Source organism: Arthrobacter sp. JZ12 (genome assembly GCF_035189165.1).
Classification (GTDB): Bacteria; Actinomycetota; Actinomycetes; order Actinomycetales; family Micrococcaceae; genus Arthrobacter_D.
Window position 1 is genome coordinate 956,802 of the sequence record NZ_CP045246.1, and the last position, 18,556, is coordinate 975,357.

Genomic DNA, 18,556 nt, shown 5'->3' on the forward strand with positions numbered 1-18,556 from the left:
CAATTGGCGGCACTGTGTCTGGGCATGCTGATCTTTTGGACTGGCGCCTTTCTTGTTGTGAAGGACCATCAGGATTCGGTCACCAACAGGATGGGCTCCATTGCCGACCACCTGAAGGTCCCCGACTCCTGGGTGCGGCTCTCCCAGCACATCGAGCGCGAACAGCACATCTGCTTCAACGACAAATCCTGTCCAGCGTTCAGTCGGTCGTGGCAGGCAGACCGGGTCCTCCATGCCGAGGATCTGCGGCAACTGGCGCGCAAAGCCGGTTGGAACCTCAAGTTCGACGGAAGCTGCACAAGGGCGGTCCACGCCACGGGCTTCAGTAGGCTTTGTTCGGCAACCGCAACCATCGATGGTCACCGGCTCAGCCTTTACCTCGATAGTCCCGGAGCGGATTCGGACAGTGTCGTGCGCATGAGCCTCAGCGCGGAGGCCAGTTCCTAGGGCACGACGGCGATCCTCGCCACGGTCGCGGCCCGCACCGAGCCTCGTCGTAGCCATGCCGTGGGCGACGCCCACCGAGCGCGTATACCGGTTCTGCATCATCTTCTTCTCACCCCTGAACGGCCGGGATTCCCGCTCGTATGCTGGAGGGAAAGTCGGAACGCGTTCGGGGGAGTGCGTTGAGAAAGCGAGTGGCGGCCTGGGTGCTGATCGGCCTGATCCTGCTGTGGGTCTGCGCCTTCCTCGTGATCAAAAGCATCCATGACTCCACCACGGCTGACATGGTTGCCGTCGCTGACCGGCTCAAGGTTCCCGAGACCTGGCCGATGGTCTCGGAGGTGGTGGAGAGCGAGAAGCTCATCTGCCTGAACGCCAATCCCTGCCCCAGCATGTCTCGGACTTGGCAGGCAGAAACTGAACTCGAGGTGGACGACCTGCACGAACTTGCGCTGTCGGCGGGTTGGATTTTGGAGATCGAGGGCGACTGTCTGCGTCAGGCTGGCGACATCGGTACTCGCAGCGTCTGCTCGGGCACCGTGGAGGACCGCGGCTACGAGATCCAGTTGCGCGTGGACAGCCCTGAAGCCGGCGCGGCCAGCCGCCTCTGGATCCACTTGGAAGAGCAAGAGCCCCCGGAAACCTAGATCGCGCCGCGCGTCCGAGCGAGGCGCACGGCCTCCGCGGCTCCGCCCAGCCATGGAACCCCATGGCCCGGAAGGACAGCCTGCGCCGCTGTCTCCGCGATCCCACTAAGAGAGGACAGGGCATCGGATGTCCTGTTCGTGGAACCTGCTGCGACTATGCGCGGCCCCTTTCGCCCGGTATACGGGTCGAGCGTCACCAGCGCATCACCTGTGACAACCGCACCGCGATCGGGAAAATGCAACACGCAATGCCCATCAGTATGGCCAGGGGTGTGGATGACGTGGGGGCGGCCGGGCAGGAAGTTCACAGGCCCGGGCAGGAGAGGCTGAAACTGCTCGATACCCTTGATGCCCAGCCCGGTCGCCCACAATGCCCCAAGCACCGGGAGGGCACCGGGGTGGCGCATCGGGTAAAAGGTGCGGGTCTTCTCGTGCGAGTAGCGGTACGGGTGCCGTGCAATGAAGGAGTCGGCTTCGTGCACCAGAACCGGCAGCCCCAACTCCTTCTGGGCCCGGGCGGCGAATCCCATGTGGTCGAAGTGGGGATGCGTGATGATGAGGCCCTTGACGTCGGACAATGGCCGGTTCAGCTCTCGTAGGGCTCCCAGCAGCATCTTCCACATTGGCGGCACTCCTGAATCGATCAGGGTGATCCCGTCGGCGTCCTCGATCAGGTAGACGTTCACGTACGCGTGCTGGAGAAGGTGGATTCGGTCGGCCACACCGCGAATGAACATTCTTCGGTCTCCTGCTGCACTCGGCATGAAAGACTGGATAATCAGCTAGCTTACAGTTCTTCGCCCTCGGACGCCGCAGGTATTTGGGATCACCGAAAGGACCCCTCGCATGGACCCTGACCAAAGGATCCCGGACTACCTGCACGGCCATGAGGGGGAGATTCTCGACCGTCTCTCGGAGTGGGTCCGTATTCCCTCCGTCGCTGGTGTTCCGGAGCGTGCACACAATCTGGTCCGCTCCGCACATTGGCTCGCGGCCGAACTGCGGGCCAACGGCTTCCCCACTACGGAAGTATGGTCGGATGCCGAGGCGCCGGCGGTATTCGCGGAGTGGGCCCAGGCTCCGGGCGCACCCACCGTCCTGGTCTACAGCCATCACGACGTGCGGGCGGTGAAGGAGCAGAACTGGGGTCAGACAGCGCCTTTCGCCCCGGTGTTCCGCGACGGAAGGCTCTACGGTCGCGGAAGCTCAGATGCGAAGGGTCAAATTCTCACCCACCTATGGGCGCTCCGTGCCCACCTCCACACCACCGGCCGCCACGTTCCTGCCGTCAACCTGAAGTTTCTGATCGAAGGCGAAGAGGAAGAGGGTTCGCCCGGCCTGGCGAAACTGATCGAGCTGCATCGCAGCAAGCTGGACGCCGACGTCGTTATTTTCTCTGACACCCTGCTCTGGCGGGCCGACCATCCAGCCGTGTGCACCAGCATTCGAGGCATGTTGGGAGCGAAGCTGGAGGTGTTCGGGCCGCAGACCGACGTCCACAGCGGTGCTGTGTCGGGCGTGGCGCCCAACCCGGCGTTTGAACTGAGCAGGCTCCTGGCCGCGCTTCATGACCAGCAGGGCAGGATCGCCCTTCCCGGCTTCTACGCGAACGTCAAGGAGATACCGGCCCAACGCAAGGCTGAGCTCGCGGCACTGCCGTTCGACGAGCAGAATTGGCTGGCCCGGTCGCAGACCTCGGCTGTGGTCGGTGAGGAAGGCTATACCGAGCTGGAGCGGCTGTGGGAGCGGCCCGCCGTCGAAATCATTGCGCTGGCTGCGGGCGACCCCGAAGGAGTTGCCCGGGCTGCCGTTCCCCAGAAGGCCTCGGCGGACCTGAGCTTTCGCACCGTGGAGGGCCAGGAGGTCCTGGCAGTCGGTGAGCAGCTGGAGCGGTGGGTGAAGGAGAACATCAGCAGCGGCTACGGGTACAACCTGTCGCTGTCCATCGAAACGTCGCAGGAGGCGTACCGGACCCCTGACTCGCCGGTGGTTGAGGCATTGGCCCGTGCGATGGCGCGAGGATTCGGCGCGGAGACGGCGGGCAGGATGGGCAACGCCGGTGGAGGACCGGCTCAGCTGCTTGCCTCGGCGCTGGAGGTGCCCGTGGTCTTCTTCGGGACCGGTCTGGTGGAGGACAAGTGGCACGACAGTGACGAGAGCGTGCGGCTGGACGTCCTTTGCGCCGGCGCTGCAACCCTCGCGTACCTGTGGGAGGAGCTGGGGGCGGGGCCAAGCGGGCAGCAGGCAGCCGACTCGCCGAAGAACGAAAATTAGGCAGCCTGCTTTGTAGCGGCTAGGTTGGACTACGGATGAGGCGTCCGTCGAGTAATTGCAAGCTCAAACGTTCAAGGGAGCACCGATTTGGAACTCATCGACCTCTTAATTGGCATGGCCCTGCTGACCGCCCCCGTCCTGGTTCTGGCGCTGGTCGCCAAGATTGTCCTGGACCGCCGAGCGGTGGCGCAGCGGAATCAGCCATGTCCGGCGAAGGTCGCCGCGGGCGAAACAACCCCCTGAATTCATCCTCCAAATGGTGAATCGGCAAGCGCCGTCACGCTCCTTTGAGCGGTTTCTCCTCCGCCCGGGCGTGATCTAAGTTGGACAGCATGGTGTCTGGCAAAACGGCAGGGATTCGCACAACCGGGCCCCGCGCCGTCCGTGTGAAGGCTCCTGGCAAGATCAACGTCTCCTTCCGCGTCGGCCCGCCCCGTGATGACGGCTATCACAACGTCGCGAGCGTCTATCTGGCGGTCTCCCTCTACGAGGAAGTCACCGCGACAGTAACCGACGACGACGCGATCACCGTGACGGTCGACGGCCAGGGCAGTCTCAACCTCCCCATGGAGGAGATCCCGCTCGATGCCAGCAACCTCGCCGCACGTGCAGCGGCCCTGCTGGCCGAGCTGAGCGAGAACTCCACCGGCGTACACCTCAACATCACCAAACGCGTTCCCATCGCCGGAGGCATGGGCGGCGGCTCCGCCGACGCTGCCGCAGCGCTACTGGCGTGCGACGCCCTCTGGAACAGCGGCTTCTCCCGCGATGAACTCGCCAAGATCGCCGTCGACCTCGGTGCGGACGTGCCGTTCGCGCTCATCGGAGGCACCGCCGTCGGTCTTGGAGTGGGCGAGCAGCTCACGCCGGCCATTTCCAAGACGCCGCTGCACTGGGTGCTGGTGACGTCGTCGTTCGGGTTGTCCACGCCGGCGGTGTTCCGCACCCTAGATGACCTTCGCGTGGCCTCGGGCGAGGAGCCGCCAGAGATCCCCGAGATCGACCCGCAGATCCTCACCGCCATGCGGGCAGGTGACGCACATGCGCTCGCCGACCTGCTGCACAACGACCTGCAGGCAGCCGCGCTGGAGCTCGCGCCGGAACTGAAGGACATCCTGCACGCCGGCAAGGACGCCGGAGCGCTCGCCGGTATCGTTTCCGGATCCGGTCCCACGGTCGCGTTCCTGGCCGAGTCGGAAGAGCACGCGGCAACCGTTGAGGCGATGCTCTCTACCGCCGGCCTCTCCACGGAACTGGTGTCCGGGCCCGCTCACGGTGCGAGGATCGTCAGCGACTACATCGCATAACGAAACCGGCCGGGCTTGTGCCCGACCGGTTTCGTTCAGTTCTGGAAGTCGTGGCGCGTATTCAGCCTGCGGTCAGCGACGTCTTATGGGTCTCGGCGCGCTCCCGCCGGGTCAGCTCCTCGTCGAGTTCTTCCTTTCGGAACTCGGTCTCCGGCTCAGGCTCGCCGAAGCGATACTCGTGATCAAGTTCGCGCAGCACTTTGCTGTTCAGCACATGCAGGGCGCAGTCGTCGAGTGCGCGAAGGTCAGCGGGAAAGCGGTCGATGGGGGAAATCTTGCTCGTGTAGCTCATTGGTTCTCCTTCCGGAGCGCCCGCTCAGCAATAGTGAGCGGTCGAGAGAGGAAAGTCTTCAGCATGCCGAGAATCTCGGCGTAAAGGGAGCTTGAATGTCAGCTTCGTGAGACTGATGAAATAGTGCACCTCATGTAGAAGAGGTGGAGGCAACGTTCCCTGCTTGCTGAAGAAACGTTGTGAGCGTGGCGCTGTCAACATTACCGCAGCAAGATCACAGCGGAAGACCCGCGGCACGGACTTTCCAGCCGCAGGGGCACATCGCTGTTTCTCTGTCTACCCGCGAGTGGCTTAAGTTGGATGGACAGCGCCCGCCCGTCAAGCGCTAAGAGTCCGTCTTTCAGAAAGCAGCACACGTTGGCCCACTTGCTTGGTGCTGAGAACATCAGCGTCACCTTTGCCACCCGCACCGTTTTGGACGGCGTCACCCTCGGGCTTGAGGAGGGTGACCGGATCGGCATGGTCGGCCGCAACGGTGACGGCAAGTCCACTTTGATGCGCCTGCTGGCCCAGCGGAGTACACCCGACGACGGCCGCGTCACCAAGCGCCGCGACGTCAACGTCGGTTACCTGGACCAGAGCGACGTGCTGGACGGCGACCTCGACGTCGGTACCGCGATCGTTGGCGACCAGGCCGACCACGAATGGGCCTCCAACCCGAAGATCCGCGACGTCATGGGCGGCCTGGTCTCCGAGGTGGACTGGCACGCACGGGTGAGTTCACTCTCCGGCGGGCAGAAGCGCCGCGTTGCACTGGCGAAGCTGCTCATCGAGGACCATGACGTCATCATGCTCGACGAGCCCACCAACCACCTCGACGTCGAGGGCGTCGCCTGGCTCGCGCAGCACCTCAAGAACCGGTGGCGTCCCACCGAGGGCGGTCTGCTGGTCGTCACCCACGACCGCTGGTTCCTCGACGAAATCTCCACCCGCACCTGGGAGGTCCACGACGGGATCGTGGAAGGGTTCGACGGCGGATACGCCGCCTACGTGTTGGCGAGGGCTGAGCGTGACCGGATGGCCGCCGTCGTCGAGGGCAAGCGCCAGCAGCTGGTGAAGAAGGAGCTGGCGTGGCTGCGTCGCGGTGCGCCGGCGCGGACATCGAAGCCGAAGTTCCGCATCGAGGCGGCCAACGCGCTGATCGCGGATGTGCCGGAGCCGCGCGATTCGCTGGCGCTAAGCAAGCTGGCCACCGCCCGGCTGGGCAAGGACGTGCTGGACCTGGAGAACGTGTCGCTTCAGGTCGGGGAGAAGGACCTGTTCAAGGGGATCACCCTGCGGCTGGCGCCGGGGCAGCGTCTCGGGATTGTGGGCGTCAACGGCGCTGGGAAGACCACGCTGCTTCGGCTGCTGAACGGGCAGGTGGCGCCGACGTCGGGCCGGTTGAAGAAGGGCAAGACGGTGCAGACGGCGATCCTGTCGCAGGATGTCCGCGAGCTCGACGACGTCAGTCACCTCCGCGTGACCGAGGTGATCGAGCAGGAGAAGCGGGTCTTGTCGGTCGGCGGGCGCGAGGTGTCGGCGAGCCAGCTGGTGGAGCAGCTTGGATTCACGAACCAGCGGCAATGGACACCGGTGGGTGACCTGTCCGGTGGTGAGCGCCGTCGTCTGCAGTTGCTGCGGCTGCTGGTGGGGGAGCCAAACGTGCTGATGCTCGATGAGCCCACCAACGACCTCGACACCGACACCCTAGCCGCCGTCGAGGACGTGCTGGACGGGTGGCCGGGCACGCTGGTGGTCGTGTCCCACGACCGGTACCTGCTGGAGCGCGTCACCGATTCGCAGATGGCGCTGCTCGGCGACGGCAAGATCCGTGACCTGCCGGGCGGGGTGGATCAGTATCTGGAGTTACGCCGGGCGGCGGAAACCGGTCAGGCGCTGGCCGGCACACCGCTTGCCGCGGACTCCGGAAACGGTACGACGGCGGCGGCCGGCTCGTCGGGTCCGTCGCCGGAGGAGGCGCGGCAGGCGCGGAAGGACCTGACGCGGATCGAGCGGCAGATGACCAAGCTGGGCGGGCAGATCGAGAAGATCAACCAGCAGATGACTGAGGCCGGCAGTCAGGCGTCGGTGGACTTCGAGAAGATCGCGGACCTCAACGCGAAGCTGAAGGACCTGCAGGCCGAGCAGGAGACCCTCGAGGAGCAGTGGCTCGAGGCCGCGGAGGTTCTGGGGGAGTAGGGGTTACCTTCCTAAGGGGTGCATGCAGTGCATGCACCCCTCCTGAAGACGACTGATCAGACCCGCGTGATCGAGATCTTCACGGCCGCGCACTTGTCAGCCCACTTGATGAGGGCGGCCTTCTCGGCCTTGTCTACAGTCATGCGCCAGCGAGCCTTCACGATCGTCCACTGGGCGATGTAGGAGCACTGGTTCGCCGGAGGCATCCAGGCCTCGGGACCCGATGCCTGCTTTGAGGCGTTGAGGCTGGAGGTTTGCGCGTTCAAAGAACCGGCGTACCCAAGATCGTTGTAGAACGCGACCCGGCGGGCCTGCGTCCAATTCCTGGCCCCAGATCCCCAGGCTTCGTGCACGGGCACCATGTGATCGATCTGGACAGTGCTGGCCGAAGTGTGTGTCCTGTTGTCGAACGTGGTGACCCACCTGCCGGACGCGACGGTGCAGGGCTTGGTGGTCGTGTACTTTGGCGTGACCCTGCTTTCCGAGATGAGGACCTCGGCGCGGGTGTTCTGGCAATCCTTGTTCTGGTCGATCCACTGGCCAAAGTAGCGGTTCCGGTCATAACCGGCGTTGTTCTCAACCGCGACGGGCAATGCGCGGACGGCGCTGCGCAAATCCGTCGTGTACGTGGTGGCTGCGTTTGCCGGCGTGGCGAAACCGGTGAGAAGTAGTCCGGCAGTGAGCGCGCTGACCAGCGCGAATTTCGACCTCAAGGTGTTCCCCCAGATGATGACGGGCGCCCCCAGCGGGCGCTCGAACGATCATGGCATCCGGCATCGCCTTTCACGCCCGAATTGAACAGAAGCTGTGCGAATCCTTCGCACAACCGACTGCATCCTTTCTGCGGAGCGGGCGACTGCTTTGATGCGTTACGATATTTCCATCAAGGGGAGTACTCCCATCAGCGATCGGCTCGTCATTACGGATGCCCAAGCATCTCGGGCCGTCGGTTCCGGTGATCGGGACGGAGGAGACCTTGGCGTAATTGTCCAACGCCTACCCCTTGGGAGCACTTTCTTATGCAGGTCACACCCCTGATCTGGTTCATCACCATTGCCGTGACGATTCTGTTTTTCGTCTACGAGTTCTTCGCACACGTACGTAAACCCCACGAACCGTCCATCGCGGAATCAGCGCGGTGGTCCGCCTTCTACATCGGACTAGCGCTGCTGTTCGGCGTGGGGATCGGAATGTTTTCGGGCTGGACATTCGGCGGTGAGTATTTCGCCGGATACCTCACGGAGAAGGCGCTGTCGATCGACAACCTGTTCGTCTTCCTCATCGTTATGGCAGGGTTCGCGGTGCCGAAGAAGTACCAGCAGAAGGTGTTGATGATCGGAATCATCATCGCCCTGATCCTGCGCGGTGGGTTCATTGCCATCGGCGCGGCCCTCATCGAAAACTTCTCCTGGGTCTTCTACTTCTTCGGTGCGCTGCTCCTGGTCCTGGCCTACCGGCAGGCGTTCAGCGATCACGACTCCAACCCGGCCAACGGCAAGTTCATGACCTTCGTGCGGCGGATTCTGCCCGTCTCCAATGAGTACAACGAGGACAAGCTGACCGTGGTGAAGAGCGGGAAGCGCTTCGTCACCCCGATGCTGCTCACCATCGTTGCCATCGGCTTCGTGGACCTCATCTTCGCCGTCGACTCAATCCCAGCGATTTACGGCCTGACCGAAGAGGCGTACATCGTCTTCACCGCCAACGCCTTCGCGCTGATGGGTCTGCGCCAGTTGTTCTTCCTCATCGGAGGACTGCTCGAGCGTCTGGTCTACCTCGCTCAGGGACTGGCCGTGATCCTCGGGTTCATCGGCGTGAAGCTTCTCTTCCACGCCCTGCACGTCAATGAGCTCCCGTTCATCAACGGTGGGGAACCGTTGCTCTGGGTGCCCGAGATCCCGATCTGGTTCTCGCTGCTCTTCATCGCTGCCACCATCGTGGTGGCCACCATTGCGAGCCTGCTGAAGTCCCGTGGCGACAAGAAGGCGGACGACCGCGCACTGGTCGACGGCGAACCGGTAATCACCGCCGATTCGAAGGCCCGCGACAAGGGTTCCGAGGCCGACGACGTGTCGGCGTCGTCTGGAGTCACGTTCAAGTAGCGCCTCCGGGGAGCATCACCTGTGGTCAGCCCCGTTTGAAAGCGCATGCAGTGCACTCTTTGCATGCACTGCATGCGCTTTCGGGGGAAATCACACCACGTGTGGCGATCCGAAGCAGCTTTCCCGTCAAGTTCCGCGAAGAAGGTGCCCCGGCAGAACGACGTCGGCAGGATCCAACTCCGGACGGGCCCGGAGGTACCTCAGGGCATGGCGGAAGGAGGACCCGGAGAACGCTGTATCCGCGGAGACTTCCACTACCAAGGGCTTAACCAGGGTCAGCGCCGTCGTCGGGCTGGTGCTGTTGAATCGGTCGATCGCACCGGACTTCACCTCCGTCGGCCATGGATGGCCGGGCGCTGCGGGCCTGAGATGCGTAGCGAGCGTTCTGGACGGCTGCCCTTTGAGGAGGGAAGAGCGGCCGACGATGCGCAGCTCACCCTCGATATGGAGCCCGGCGACCACCATCTCGGGCCGGTTGATAGGGCCGATCACCGCCGCGCACACCACGTCAAAGGTCTCCCGATGCTTGACCTTCAGCCATTGCCTTTCGCCGCCCTGGTACTCCTGCGCGGCTCCTTTGACCACGAGCCCTTCGATCCCAGTTGAGGGCATGGTTTCGAACCATCTGGTCGCTGTGGCCAGGTCGGCGGTTATGGGGGAGAGGTCCAGCGGCGGCTCCCACCAGGACGCCAGTTCTGCCAGCAGCTCCCGCCGGTCCTGCAACACCAAGCCGCGGGTGTCGGTGCCGGCGGCCTGCAGCAGGTCGAACGCCACAAACGACGCCGGACGCTCACTCACCAGCGCCGGCAGATTCCGCTTGGAGGAAGTAAGCCGCCGTTGCAGCGACTCGAAGTCGAGCCTGCCATCGGTCCAGATCACTGCTTCGCCGTCGATGATGAAGCCTGGAGGGATGTGCTCTTCGGCCGTCGCCGCAAGGTCGGGGAAATAGCGGGTGAGGTCCTTGCCCTGCCGGGACCAGAAAATCGTTTCCTGTTCGGTACGGACAATCGCTACCCGGTAGCCGTCCCACTTGGGCTCATACACGCACCCTCCGGGCAGAGCGTCAGCCGCAGGGATCCGCGGCACTGCCCGAGCCAGGGCCAGAGCGACCGGTAGACCCATATCGGAGGGCTTGCCCTTCATCGCACAATCATCTCCCCGAGAAGAGCTTTCAGAGTTGGCTACGAATGCCCGTGCTGCTGCACGGTTGTCTTATCGTTGTCGCCCGAGAAAGACGCGTGGCTCCGGATCCAGGACATCGCGTCCGTTTCGGAGGTGAAGTACCGGGTTGGAGTGCTTGAGTTATGGGCAAACCCTGCCAGGACCTCGTCGACCGGGCTATCCCCGATCAGCGCCACAATGCTGAAGCCACGGTACGCATTCATACCCAGACGCGTTTTCAGAGTGAGCCCCTCGATTCCGCGCATAAGGACCAGAAGAGGCAGGATCTGCCCATCACTGAGGGCACGCAGGGCTGCCGCTGCCTCCACCGCCAGGGCGTGAGTGATTCGCACCCCGCGAGCCCATCGCAAGCTCAGCACCCCGTCCTCCAGCGCAACCACGAACTCACTCAACGAACAACTCCCCTCGGACAAACACCAGCCAACGAAGTGAGGGACGACATAGCAGAGACCATCGCCCCAGATTACCCTCGTCCCCTATTCTTCCCGCGCTCCATTCCGTGAGGCGCTTATTCTTGGTCTTCCGGGCCTTGCCGCGCATTGAACCGTTCCTCGTAGACCCGCTCTGCTTCTGCCAGCAGCTTGCTGCTCAATACACCCAGCGGCCGCACCTCGGTAAGGAGGGGCTCGCAGTCCGGTCCTCTGCCTACGCACCTGCCAGTAAGCACCCAGGCGTGGCGGTCCTCTTTCTCGTCCAGGTGCTTGTACTGGCATATCTGACGAGCGAGCCAGTCAGTGAGGGGTCGGGTCCACCAAGGCTCCGGAGTCAGGGGATTCACGGAGAGGCCCGGGAGGGTCAGGCCGCTTTCAGTATCTCTGCTTCCGGAACCGGCGTCCGCTTCATAGCCTCGCGAGTAGCGCAAAAAGACCTGGCCCTGTTCGTTCACCAGCCGCTCAAGGGCCTTCAGGTTGTCGAAGGTTGTCTCGGTCTCGTTCGTCATAGCGATTTCACCTCTTCGAACAGGCGGTTGCTGAACCTGCGGTTAAGTTTCCCACCTGTTTTTCTGGTGCCATGCGCTTCCAGGTCTGTAATGCTGATGTCATGGCATATTTCCTTGAGTACACCGTTCCGACTGATGCTGACGGGAGTATCGCCTTCCCGGTCAGCGAGCAAGAGCGGGGCTATACGGTGCCGTTGACCCAAACAGACGCTGAGGTGGTTCAAAGCGAAGAACTGCCGGTACGGACCAGCATTCTGGGTTCCAGCATCGCGGAGGCGAAAGCCGAGGCAGAAGAGATTCTCCGGCACAGCAAGGCAGAAACAGGGCTCCTCTATGACGATCCCAGCGACTCAACTCAAACCGGTTCAGGTGAGCTGGTTGCGAAGTTTGGTCAGTCGGGTTGGGAAGAGCAGTAGGTCGAATAAGACGAAGACTTAGGGGGATTAGCCCCTAGATCTCGCTGAGTTCCTGCCAGACCTCCATTACGACGCCGCGGGCATAGTTCTCTGCCGCGTCCGGGTCCCGATCGAGAATGGCTTGGGCAACGCCCTCATGGTTGTCGAACGAGACCGGCGCCGGGTCAGCAGGGGAGAGGCCGAGGTCCGTGCGCCCGGCCAGCACCTCCGTCACGATCCCGTGCAGTGACGCGAGCATATCGTTGCCGCTGGCCGCGAGCAGCAGCGCGTGGAAGGCGATGTCCGCGTCCAGGTAAGGCTGCTGGTTGCCCTCGCCCTTTTCACCGAGCGTCCGCAGCTGCCGGGCGAGCTCAAGCAATTCATTCGCCACCTCCGGCGTGGCCCGGGCAGCCGCGAGCCGCGCCGCCGTCGGCTCGAGCGCCAGCCGCATCTCAGTCAACCGGTTCAGCTGGGCCACCCGTTCGGACCCCGAAAGCCGCCACCGAATCACCTGCGGATCCAGCACGTTCCAGGCGCTGACCGGAAGCACGGTCACGCCCACGCGCCTACGCGACTCCACCATCCCCATCGACTCAAGAATCCGCACCACCTCCCGGATCACCGTCCGCGAAACCCCCGACTCCTCCTCAAGCCGAGCCAGCGTTAGGACGCTGCCCGCCGGAAGGATTCCCTGGGCGATCTCGGTGCCCACGCGCTCAAGGACAGAGTTGTGCAGTACCGGCGCCGGCGCCGTCGTACCCGCCTGCGCAGGCGAAGGCGCGCTGCCGGAAGGAGCGTCCGATCCCAAAGGTGTCACCTTTCTTGCTCCGCTTGAGAAATGTGTGCCACACTACAAGCCGAAAAGCCATGTCGCCCTGCCCGGGCTCGAATATCAATGGAGAGTTCAGTGGAAAACTTCACCCAAACGCTCGGAGCGGGGCCCTTGCTGGGCATCGCTGCCGGAGCGGTCGCCCTCATCCTCCTGCTGGTCATCAGGTTCAAGGTACACGCGTTCCTGGCGCTGATCCTAGTTTCCCTGTTGACCGCATTCGCCACCGGAATTCCTGCCGGTGAGATCGTCAATACGCTCGTTACAAGCTTCGGTGGAACCCTCGGTTCGGTCGCCCTTCTGATCGGTCTTGGCGCGATGCTCGGCAAGATGGTCGAACACAGTGGCGGCGCCCGCATCCTCGCGGACAAGCTCGTCGACATCTTCGGGGAGAAGCGCGCACCGTTCGCCCTCGGCCTCGCCTCGCTGATCATGGGCTTCCCCATCTTCTTCGATGCCGGCCTGGTGGTCATGCTGCCGATCATCTTTGCCGTCGCGCGACGCATGGGCGGAAACAACGTGCTGCTCTACGGCATCCCGGCCGCCACGGCCTTCTCCGTCATGCATGTGTTCGTGCCGCCGCACCCCGGCCCCGTTGCAGCCACCGAACTGTATGGCGCAAACCTCGGCCTGGTGCTGCTGGTCGGTATCCTCATCGCATTCCCGATCTGGTACCTCACCGGTTACCTGTGGGGGAAGTTCGTCTCCACCAAGTACATCCTTCCCGTTCCCGCACTGTTCGGATCGATTGACGAGGACCAGCCGGCCAACCCGCCCAAGCCCTCCACCGTCATCGCAATGCTGCTCCTGCCGCTGGTACTGATCTTCATGAACACCGGCCTGGACTTCCTTGACGGCGCAGGCGTTGTCGACGCCGAGAACCAAACCTGGGTGCAGATCCTCAGCACGATCGGATCCTCCCCGGTAGCACTGCTCATCTCCGTCCTCGTTGCCACCGCAGTCCTCGGCCACCGCCGCGGCGAGCAGGGCACCGCACTGGAGAAGGTTCTCGACTCCTCGCTGGGTCCGGTCTGCTCGGTCATCCTCATCACCGGCGCCGGCGGCATGTTCGGTGGCGTACTGCGCGCCTCCGGCATCGGCGACGCCCTCTCCAACTCCCTGGAAGCCATCGGCCTGCCGATCATCGTGGCCGCCTACGTCATCGCCGTCATCCTCCGCGTCGCGCAGGGCTCGGCAACCGTCGCCCTGGTTACGACGGCGGGACTCATGGCACCGGCAGTTGTCGCCGGCAGCTTCAGCCCGCTTGAGATCGCAGCCATCACCCTCGCCAGCGCTGCCGGCTCCGTCTTCGCCAGCCACGTCAACGACTCCGGCTTCTGGCTGGTCGGCCGCCTGATGGGCATGGACGTGAAGACCACCCTGAAGACCTGGACTGTCCAGCAGTCACTCGAATCCCTCGCCGGCTTCGCGCTGACCCTCGTCATCTTCTGGATCGGCTGATGACCCTGAACACCTTCGACATCACCGGCCGGCTCGCGCTGGTCACCGGCTCCTCCCGCGGACTGGGATACGCCCTGGCGACCGGACTGGCGCAGGCCGGTGCCCGCGTCGTCGTACATGGCCGCGACCAGCAGACCGTGGCGCAAGCCGCGGCCACCATCGGTGAGCTGACCGGAACCGCACCGGCCACCACCACCTTCGATGTGACCGACGCCCAGGCCGCAGCGGACGGCGTGCAGGCGATCATCGCCGACCACGGTGTGCCGGACATCCTCGTGAACAACGCGGGCATCCAGCGGCGCGCGCCGTTCAACGAGTTCGATCCGGGGGACTGGGACGACATCGTCACCACCAACCTCTCCAGCGTCTTCTACGTCTCGCAGCCGATTACCAAGGCGATGGCGGAGCGCGGCTCGGGCAAGGTGGTCAACATCGGTTCGGTGCAGTCGATGCTGGCCCGCCAGACCATCGCGCCGTACTCGGCCACCAAGGGCGCCGTCGCCATGCTCACCAAGGGCATGGCGGCGGACCTCGCCCGGTTCAACATCCAGGTCAACGCGATCTCCCCGGGGTACTTCGCCACCGAGATGAACCGCGCGCTCGTCGAGGATGAGGCCTTCAACTCGTGGGTCATCAACCGCACCCCTGCCCAGCGGTGGGGGAACTTCGAGGAACTCATCGGCACGCTGATCTATCTGGCCTCGGACGCGTCGAGCTTCGTGTCCGGCCAGAACATCTTCGTTGACGGCGGGATGACGTCCGTCGTCTAGAGACTCCTTCGGCGGCCCCACCCGTCGGAGGTCTGATTTACACAGGAAGGCGCCATGAGAGCCCTCGTTATTAACGGAAAGCTTGACCTCGTCGAAACCGAACTTCCGACGCCGGAGCCCGCCCCTGGGCAGGTCCGGTTGCGAATGGCCTTCGGTGGCGTCTGCGGGTCCGACCTCCACTACTACAACGAGGGCGCCAACGGCGAGTACGTAGTCCGGGAACCCCTGGTTCCCGGCCACGAAGTCTCCGGCACCGTGGACCTGGACCCGAGCGGCGAGTTCGCGCCCGGCACTCCGGTAACCGTGCACCCGGCCACCTTCGGCCACCCCGAGCCCGGCATCGAGGACCGCCGCCACCTGTGGCCGGGCGGCGCGTACCTCGGCAGTGCGTCCACCACCCCGCACACCCAGGGCGGGATGAGCGAATTCCTCATCGTTGCCAGGGACATGGTCCGTCCCCTTCCGGCCGGCCTGCCGCTGCGCCGGGCTGCGCTGGCTGAACCACTCGCCGTCGCACTGCATGGGATCAACGTGGCCGGGGGAGTGCGCGGCAAGCGCGTCCTGGTTTCGGGGTCCGGTCCGATCGGACTCCTCGTAGTCGCCGGTGCCCTCGCCGACGGTGCCGCAGAAGTGGTCGCCACCGACGTACTACCCGGCCCGCTGGAACGTGCCCGGCAACTCGGCGCACATGGAACCATCCAGGTAGGTACCGAGGAGATCCCGGCCCTGGCGTTCGACGTCGTACTGGAATGCTCCGGCGTTCCCGCCGCCGTCAACGGCGCCCTGCTGGCAGCCCGCCGCGCGGGCATCGTTGTTCAGGTGGGCATGGTGCCCAACGAACCGCGCGGCATCAACCTCGCACCGCTGATCTCCAAGGAGCTTCAGCTTCGCGGGGCCTTCCGGTTCAATGACGAGATCGACCGCGCCATCGAACTGCTCGACCAGGACCCGGCGATCGAGAGCGTCATCACGCACGAGCTGCCGGCCAACCAGGCGCTCGAAGCCTTCGCGACGGCCAAGGACTCACAGTCCTCCGGAAAGGTCATCATCTCCCTGTGGGGAGATCAGTAATGACTGCTCCGGTGGGCAACGGCGGCAATAACGACGCCGGAACGACGGCGGGCGGGCAGCTTGTCCTCGGCGTGGACCTCGGCACCACCAGTACCAAGGTGGTCGCCTTCCGGACCGACGGGATGCTCGTGGCATCGCACTCGGCCGGCTACCCGCTGAACGAGCCGCACCCCGGCCACGCGGTCCAAGACCCCAAACTCATCCTGGCGGCGGTACTCGAATCCGTGCGCGAGGTGGTCTCCGAAGTTGGCGCCGACCGGGTCGCCGGGCTGTCGTTCAGCTCCGCCATGCACAGCCTCATCGGCCTTTCACCCACGGGCAAGCCGGTGACCGAAGTCGTCACCTGGGCCGACACCCGCTCCCGCGTCCAGGCCGAGCGGCTCCGCGCCTCGGCCGGCGGGCTTGCGATGCACCGGCGTACGGGGACCCCGCTGCATCCCATGTCCCCGCTGCCCAAGCTGGTGTGGTTCCGGGAGCAGGAGCCGAAGCTCTGCGAGGGCATCGGATTCTGGGTGGGTATTAAGGAGTATGTGCTGTCGCAGCTCTGCGGTGCGCTGGTGACGGATCACTCGGTGGCCTCGGCCACCGGGTTGATGAACATGCACACCCTGACATGGGACGAGGAGGCGCTGCAGATTGCCGGCGTGCAGCCCGAGCAGCTGCCCGAGCTCGTTCCCACCACTCACATTCTTCCCTCTCTAACTGACGACGCCGCTGCCTCCATGGGCCTGCCCGTCACCACCCCGGTGGTGGTGGGTGCCGCCGACGGCCCGCTGGCGAACCTGGGCGTCGGCGCGGTGGAGCCGGGTACGGCGGCGTGCTCGATCGGTACCAGCGGGGCGATGCGGGTGGCAGTTGAGCGTCCCGCGGTGGACCCGCTAGGCGGTGTGTTCTGCTACGCGCTCACGTCCACCCGGTGGGTGGTGGGCGGCGCGATCAATAACGGGGGACTGGTGATGGGCTGGGCCGGCGACTCGCTGGCCCCGGACCTTGCCGATCCGCCGGAGGAGGAGCTGCTGGCGTTGGCGGCAAAGGTGGCGCCCGGGTCTGGCGGGCTGCTGATGCTGCCGTACCTGATGAGCGAGCGTGCCCCGCACTGGAGCTCCCTGCCGCGCGGCGCGTATGTGGGTCTCACGAGGGCGCACCGGCGTGAGCATCTGGTGCGCGCGGCGCTGGAGGGGGTCAGTCTGCAGTTGGCGCTGGTGCTGCATTCGATGCGGTCGGCCGGCCTTGAGGTGAACCGCATTCGTGCCACCGGTGGCGTGATGCGCAGTCCGCTGTGGCGGCAGCTGCTGGCGGACACGTTCGGGATGCCTGTGGAGTTCGCGCACGGGCAGGAGGGTTCGGGCTTCGGCGCGGCACTGCTCGGCATGGAGGCGCTAGGCCTGATCGAGTCGATCGACGTGGTTGCCGACATGGTGGACATCGAGGAGACGGTGAAGCCGCATCCGGCGGCAGCCGCCGTGTATGCGTCGCTGCTGCCGGTGTTCGCGGAGTTGTATAACGCGCTGGTGCCGACCTTCACGTCGCTGCGCCGGCTGGCGCCGTCGTTGCCGATCGACCTGCTCGGGGCGGATGAGGAGCCGGACCAGCGGAAGGCCTGATCCGGCGCGTGCTGAGATGAGTTACGCGGTCACGGGAAGGTCTTCCTCGGGTGGCTCCAGCTCGAGCGACTGCCTGTCGAGCCAGGAATATTCGGGGCAAGGGTCCGTGGCGACGATGTGCTGCTCCACGAAATGATGGAACGCTTCCTGCAGGTGTCCCATGTTCTGCTCCTCGTTGAGCGTAGGGCTAGTGACGCCCAATGTTCTCCGAAAGCCTTGGGATTAGCTTGAGCAAGACAAATCGCGGCAGATTCTCCGCCAAGCTTGAACGCTACTTGAGAGTATCTTTAGCGCCCATTTATAGGATGTTCGACCGTGGGTAGAAGAACGAGGCGCTTGAAGCGCGCGATGCGCAGGATTCCAGCTTGGGTAACTTATTCCGGTCTATCGCTATACGCCGCAGGCACCATCATCTTCACGGCCTTCGTACTTCAGGTTCGCTGAGGTTCTCAGCAGCTAATTCCGCAATCTACCAGTCGCCGCTAACTGCCTCCTGCTGCATTGGCTCGCTTTGACCCATGCCCGGCGGCCCTCCGACTGCTCCACCCACTGCACATAGACCAACTCGTCAGTCCAGGCTTGCGCAAACGCTGGGTACCTCTGCCGTCGTCCCGACGCCCACTCCAGGTCGACCCAGCAGGGGACGCCTTTCTGAGGGTGGTACGCACGATCTTGTGGCGCATCTTCCTGTACTGGCGGAATGCAGTCATCACGGTGTGGCGGCGGAGCGCTGTGGTGAAGGTGTCGCATGCGGGAAAGGCTAGAAGCTCGCCCTGACAATTCCGCAGACTGTGCCAATCGGCAACTGCATGGCGGAGAGGGGCGGTCGGAGCCTCGCCGAGTCGCAGAAGCTTCCCGCGCATGGCAAACTAGATAGTCGCGTGAACTGTTCGGTCCGTAGACCGACTCACGCGGTCCGCTCTGGTGTAACGGCAGCACCCCGGCCTTTGGAGCCGTGGAGTATAGGTTCGAATCCTATGGGCGGAACGGCAGGCCAGCAGGCGTCAGAGACAGGCAAGGAGCGGCCCTCTTCGTGAGCCACGACAACCAGTCCAAG

20 protein-coding genes and 1 tRNA gene are annotated in these 18,556 nt (G+C 64.3%); 13 read left to right on the forward strand and 8 right to left on the reverse strand.

Annotated features, from left to right (window positions below; all coding sequences use genetic code 11):
* Positions 1 to 57: 57 nt before the first annotated feature.
* Entirely contained in the window at positions 58 to 447 is a 390-nt protein-coding gene (locus GC088_RS04545) for a hypothetical protein (protein ID WP_323960886.1), read from the forward strand.
* A 179-nt stretch (positions 448 to 626) separates the two neighbouring features.
* On the forward strand, positions 627 to 1,091 hold the full coding sequence (locus tag GC088_RS04550) for a hypothetical protein (protein WP_323960888.1): 465 nt from the start codon (positions 627 to 629) through the stop codon (positions 1,089 to 1,091).
* Here GC088_RS04550 and GC088_RS04555 read toward each other — a convergent pair.
* A complete protein-coding gene (locus tag GC088_RS04555; protein ID WP_323960890.1) occupies positions 1,088 to 1,828 on the reverse strand; it encodes an MBL fold metallo-hydrolase in 741 nt (246 codons plus the stop codon). The genes GC088_RS04550 and GC088_RS04555 overlap by 4 nt on opposite strands.
* Positions 1,829 to 1,937: 109 nt before the next feature.
* On the opposite strand from GC088_RS04555, the gene GC088_RS04560 reads away from it, so the two are divergent.
* From GC088_RS04560 to GC088_RS04570, 3 genes are all read left to right on the forward strand, one after another.
* A complete protein-coding gene (locus GC088_RS04560; protein ID WP_323960892.1) occupies positions 1,938 to 3,365 on the forward strand; it encodes a M20/M25/M40 family metallo-hydrolase in 1,428 nt (475 codons plus the stop codon).
* 87 nt (positions 3,366 to 3,452) lie between these two features.
* Complete coding sequence (locus GC088_RS04565) at positions 3,453 to 3,608, forward strand: hypothetical protein (protein WP_323960894.1); 156 nt, start codon at positions 3,453 to 3,455, stop codon at positions 3,606 to 3,608.
* A gap of 89 nt (positions 3,609 to 3,697) precedes the next feature.
* Positions 3,698 to 4,672: a 4-(cytidine 5'-diphospho)-2-C-methyl-D-erythritol kinase gene (locus GC088_RS04570; RefSeq protein WP_323960896.1), complete on the forward strand. Its 975-nt coding sequence runs from the start codon at positions 3,698 to 3,700 to the stop codon at positions 4,670 to 4,672.
* 61 nt (positions 4,673 to 4,733) lie between these two features.
* On the opposite strand, the gene GC088_RS04575 is transcribed toward GC088_RS04570, so the two are convergent.
* Positions 4,734 to 4,964 carry a hypothetical protein gene (locus GC088_RS04575; protein WP_323960898.1) on the reverse strand — a complete coding sequence of 77 codons (231 nt, stop codon included), beginning with the start codon at positions 4,962 to 4,964 and terminating at the stop codon, positions 4,734 to 4,736.
* Positions 4,965 to 5,321: 357 nt separating this feature from the next.
* Here GC088_RS04575 and GC088_RS04580 point away from each other — a divergent pair, with 357 nt between their 5' ends.
* Entirely contained in the window at positions 5,322 to 7,145 is a 1,824-nt protein-coding gene (locus GC088_RS04580) for an ABC-F family ATP-binding cassette domain-containing protein (RefSeq protein WP_323960900.1), read from the forward strand.
* 56 nt (positions 7,146 to 7,201) lie between these two features.
* Here the strand turns inward: GC088_RS04580 and GC088_RS04585 are convergent, their stop codons facing one another.
* Entirely contained in the window at positions 7,202 to 7,858 is a 657-nt protein-coding gene (locus GC088_RS04585) for an HNH endonuclease family protein (protein ID WP_323960902.1), read from the reverse strand.
* 306 nt (positions 7,859 to 8,164) lie between these two features.
* Here GC088_RS04585 and GC088_RS04590 point away from each other — a divergent pair, with 306 nt between their 5' ends.
* On the forward strand, positions 8,165 to 9,247 hold the full coding sequence (locus GC088_RS04590) for a TerC family protein (protein ID WP_323960904.1): 1,083 nt from the start codon (positions 8,165 to 8,167) through the stop codon (positions 9,245 to 9,247).
* Positions 9,248 to 9,373: 126 nt separating this feature from the next.
* Here the strand turns inward: GC088_RS04590 and GC088_RS04595 are convergent, their stop codons facing one another.
* From GC088_RS04595 to GC088_RS04605, 3 genes are all read right to left on the reverse strand, one after another.
* On the reverse strand, positions 9,374 to 10,390 hold the full coding sequence (locus tag GC088_RS04595; RefSeq protein WP_323960906.1) for an ATP-dependent DNA ligase: 1,017 nt from the start codon (positions 10,388 to 10,390) through the stop codon (positions 9,374 to 9,376).
* 38 nt (positions 10,391 to 10,428) lie between these two features.
* Positions 10,429 to 10,821, reverse strand: a complete 393-nt coding sequence (locus GC088_RS04600; RefSeq protein ID WP_323960908.1) for a DUF7793 family protein — start codon at positions 10,819 to 10,821, stop codon at positions 10,429 to 10,431.
* A gap of 116 nt (positions 10,822 to 10,937) precedes the next feature.
* Positions 10,938 to 11,369 carry a DUF6098 family protein gene (locus GC088_RS04605; RefSeq protein WP_323960910.1) on the reverse strand — a complete coding sequence of 144 codons (432 nt, stop codon included), beginning with the start codon at positions 11,367 to 11,369 and terminating at the stop codon, positions 10,938 to 10,940.
* A 71-nt stretch (positions 11,370 to 11,440) separates the two neighbouring features.
* Here GC088_RS04605 and GC088_RS04610 point away from each other — a divergent pair, with 71 nt between their 5' ends.
* On the forward strand, positions 11,441 to 11,785 hold the full coding sequence (locus tag GC088_RS04610; RefSeq protein WP_323960912.1) for a hypothetical protein: 345 nt from the start codon (positions 11,441 to 11,443) through the stop codon (positions 11,783 to 11,785).
* Between the two features lie 34 nt (positions 11,786 to 11,819).
* Here GC088_RS04610 and GC088_RS04615 read toward each other — a convergent pair whose 3' ends face one another.
* Complete coding sequence (locus GC088_RS04615; RefSeq protein WP_323960914.1) at positions 11,820 to 12,581, reverse strand: FadR/GntR family transcriptional regulator; 762 nt, start codon at positions 12,579 to 12,581, stop codon at positions 11,820 to 11,822.
* Positions 12,582 to 12,671: 90 nt separating this feature from the next.
* Between GC088_RS04615 and GC088_RS04620 the strand changes: the two genes are divergently transcribed.
* The 4 genes from GC088_RS04620 to GC088_RS04635 are packed head-to-tail and all read left to right on the forward strand — an operon-like array spanning position 12,672 to position 17,499.
* Positions 12,672 to 14,054 (forward strand): GntP family permease, encoded by a 1,383-nt coding sequence (locus tag GC088_RS04620; RefSeq protein WP_323960916.1) that lies wholly within the window; start codon positions 12,672 to 12,674, stop codon positions 14,052 to 14,054.
* Complete coding sequence (locus GC088_RS04625) at positions 14,054 to 14,824, forward strand: SDR family oxidoreductase (RefSeq protein ID WP_323960918.1); 771 nt, start codon at positions 14,054 to 14,056, stop codon at positions 14,822 to 14,824. Before GC088_RS04620 ends, GC088_RS04625 begins: the two co-directional genes overlap by 1 nt.
* 54 nt (positions 14,825 to 14,878) lie before the next feature.
* Positions 14,879 to 15,895, forward strand: a complete 1,017-nt coding sequence (locus tag GC088_RS04630) for an L-idonate 5-dehydrogenase (RefSeq protein ID WP_323960920.1) — start codon at positions 14,879 to 14,881, stop codon at positions 15,893 to 15,895.
* On the forward strand, positions 15,895 to 17,499 hold the full coding sequence (locus GC088_RS04635; protein WP_323960922.1) for a gluconokinase: 1,605 nt from the start codon (positions 15,895 to 15,897) through the stop codon (positions 17,497 to 17,499). The genes GC088_RS04630 and GC088_RS04635 overlap by 1 nt, the downstream gene beginning before the upstream one ends.
* Positions 17,500 to 17,520: 21 nt before the next feature.
* On the opposite strand, the gene GC088_RS04640 is transcribed toward GC088_RS04635, so the two are convergent.
* Positions 17,521 to 17,661 carry a hypothetical protein gene (locus GC088_RS04640; protein ID WP_323960924.1) on the reverse strand — a complete coding sequence of 47 codons (141 nt, stop codon included), beginning with the start codon at positions 17,659 to 17,661 and terminating at the stop codon, positions 17,521 to 17,523.
* 753 nt (positions 17,662 to 18,414) lie between these two features.
* Between GC088_RS04640 and GC088_RS04645 the strand changes: the two genes are divergently transcribed.
* Positions 18,415 to 18,486, forward strand: a tRNA-Gln gene (locus GC088_RS04645).
* Positions 18,487 to 18,556 lie beyond the last annotated feature (70 nt).

Bases quoted from the DNA above. Each gene is read 5' to 3' on its own strand.
- GC088_RS04555 (WP_323960890.1), bottom strand. From the start codon at position 1,828: ATGTTCATTCGCGGTGTGGCCGACCGAATCCACCTTCTCCAGCACGCG.
- GC088_RS04560 (WP_323960892.1), top strand. From the start codon at position 1,938: ATGGACCCTGACCAAAGGATCCCGGACTACCTGCACGGCCATGAGGGG.
- GC088_RS04570 (WP_323960896.1), top strand. From the start codon at position 3,698: ATGGTGTCTGGCAAAACGGCAGGGATTCGCACAACCGGGCCCCGCGCC.
- GC088_RS04575 (WP_323960898.1), bottom strand. From the start codon at position 4,964: ATGAGCTACACGAGCAAGATTTCCCCCATCGACCGCTTTCCCGCTGAC.
- GC088_RS04590 (WP_323960904.1), top strand. From the start codon at position 8,165: ATGCAGGTCACACCCCTGATCTGGTTCATCACCATTGCCGTGACGATT.
- GC088_RS04595 (WP_323960906.1), bottom strand. From the start codon at position 10,390: ATGAAGGGCAAGCCCTCCGATATGGGTCTACCGGTCGCTCTGGCCCTG.
- GC088_RS04605 (WP_323960910.1), bottom strand. From the start codon at position 11,369: ATGACGAACGAGACCGAGACAACCTTCGACAACCTGAAGGCCCTTGAG.
- GC088_RS04610 (WP_323960912.1), top strand. From the start codon at position 11,441: ATGCGCTTCCAGGTCTGTAATGCTGATGTCATGGCATATTTCCTTGAG.
- GC088_RS04625 (WP_323960918.1), top strand. From the start codon at position 14,054: ATGACCCTGAACACCTTCGACATCACCGGCCGGCTCGCGCTGGTCACC.
- GC088_RS04630 (WP_323960920.1), top strand. From the start codon at position 14,879: ATGAGAGCCCTCGTTATTAACGGAAAGCTTGACCTCGTCGAAACCGAA.
- GC088_RS04635 (WP_323960922.1), top strand. From the start codon at position 15,895: ATGACTGCTCCGGTGGGCAACGGCGGCAATAACGACGCCGGAACGACG.
- GC088_RS04640 (WP_323960924.1), bottom strand. From the start codon at position 17,661: ATGGGACACCTGCAGGAAGCGTTCCATCATTTCGTGGAGCAGCACATC.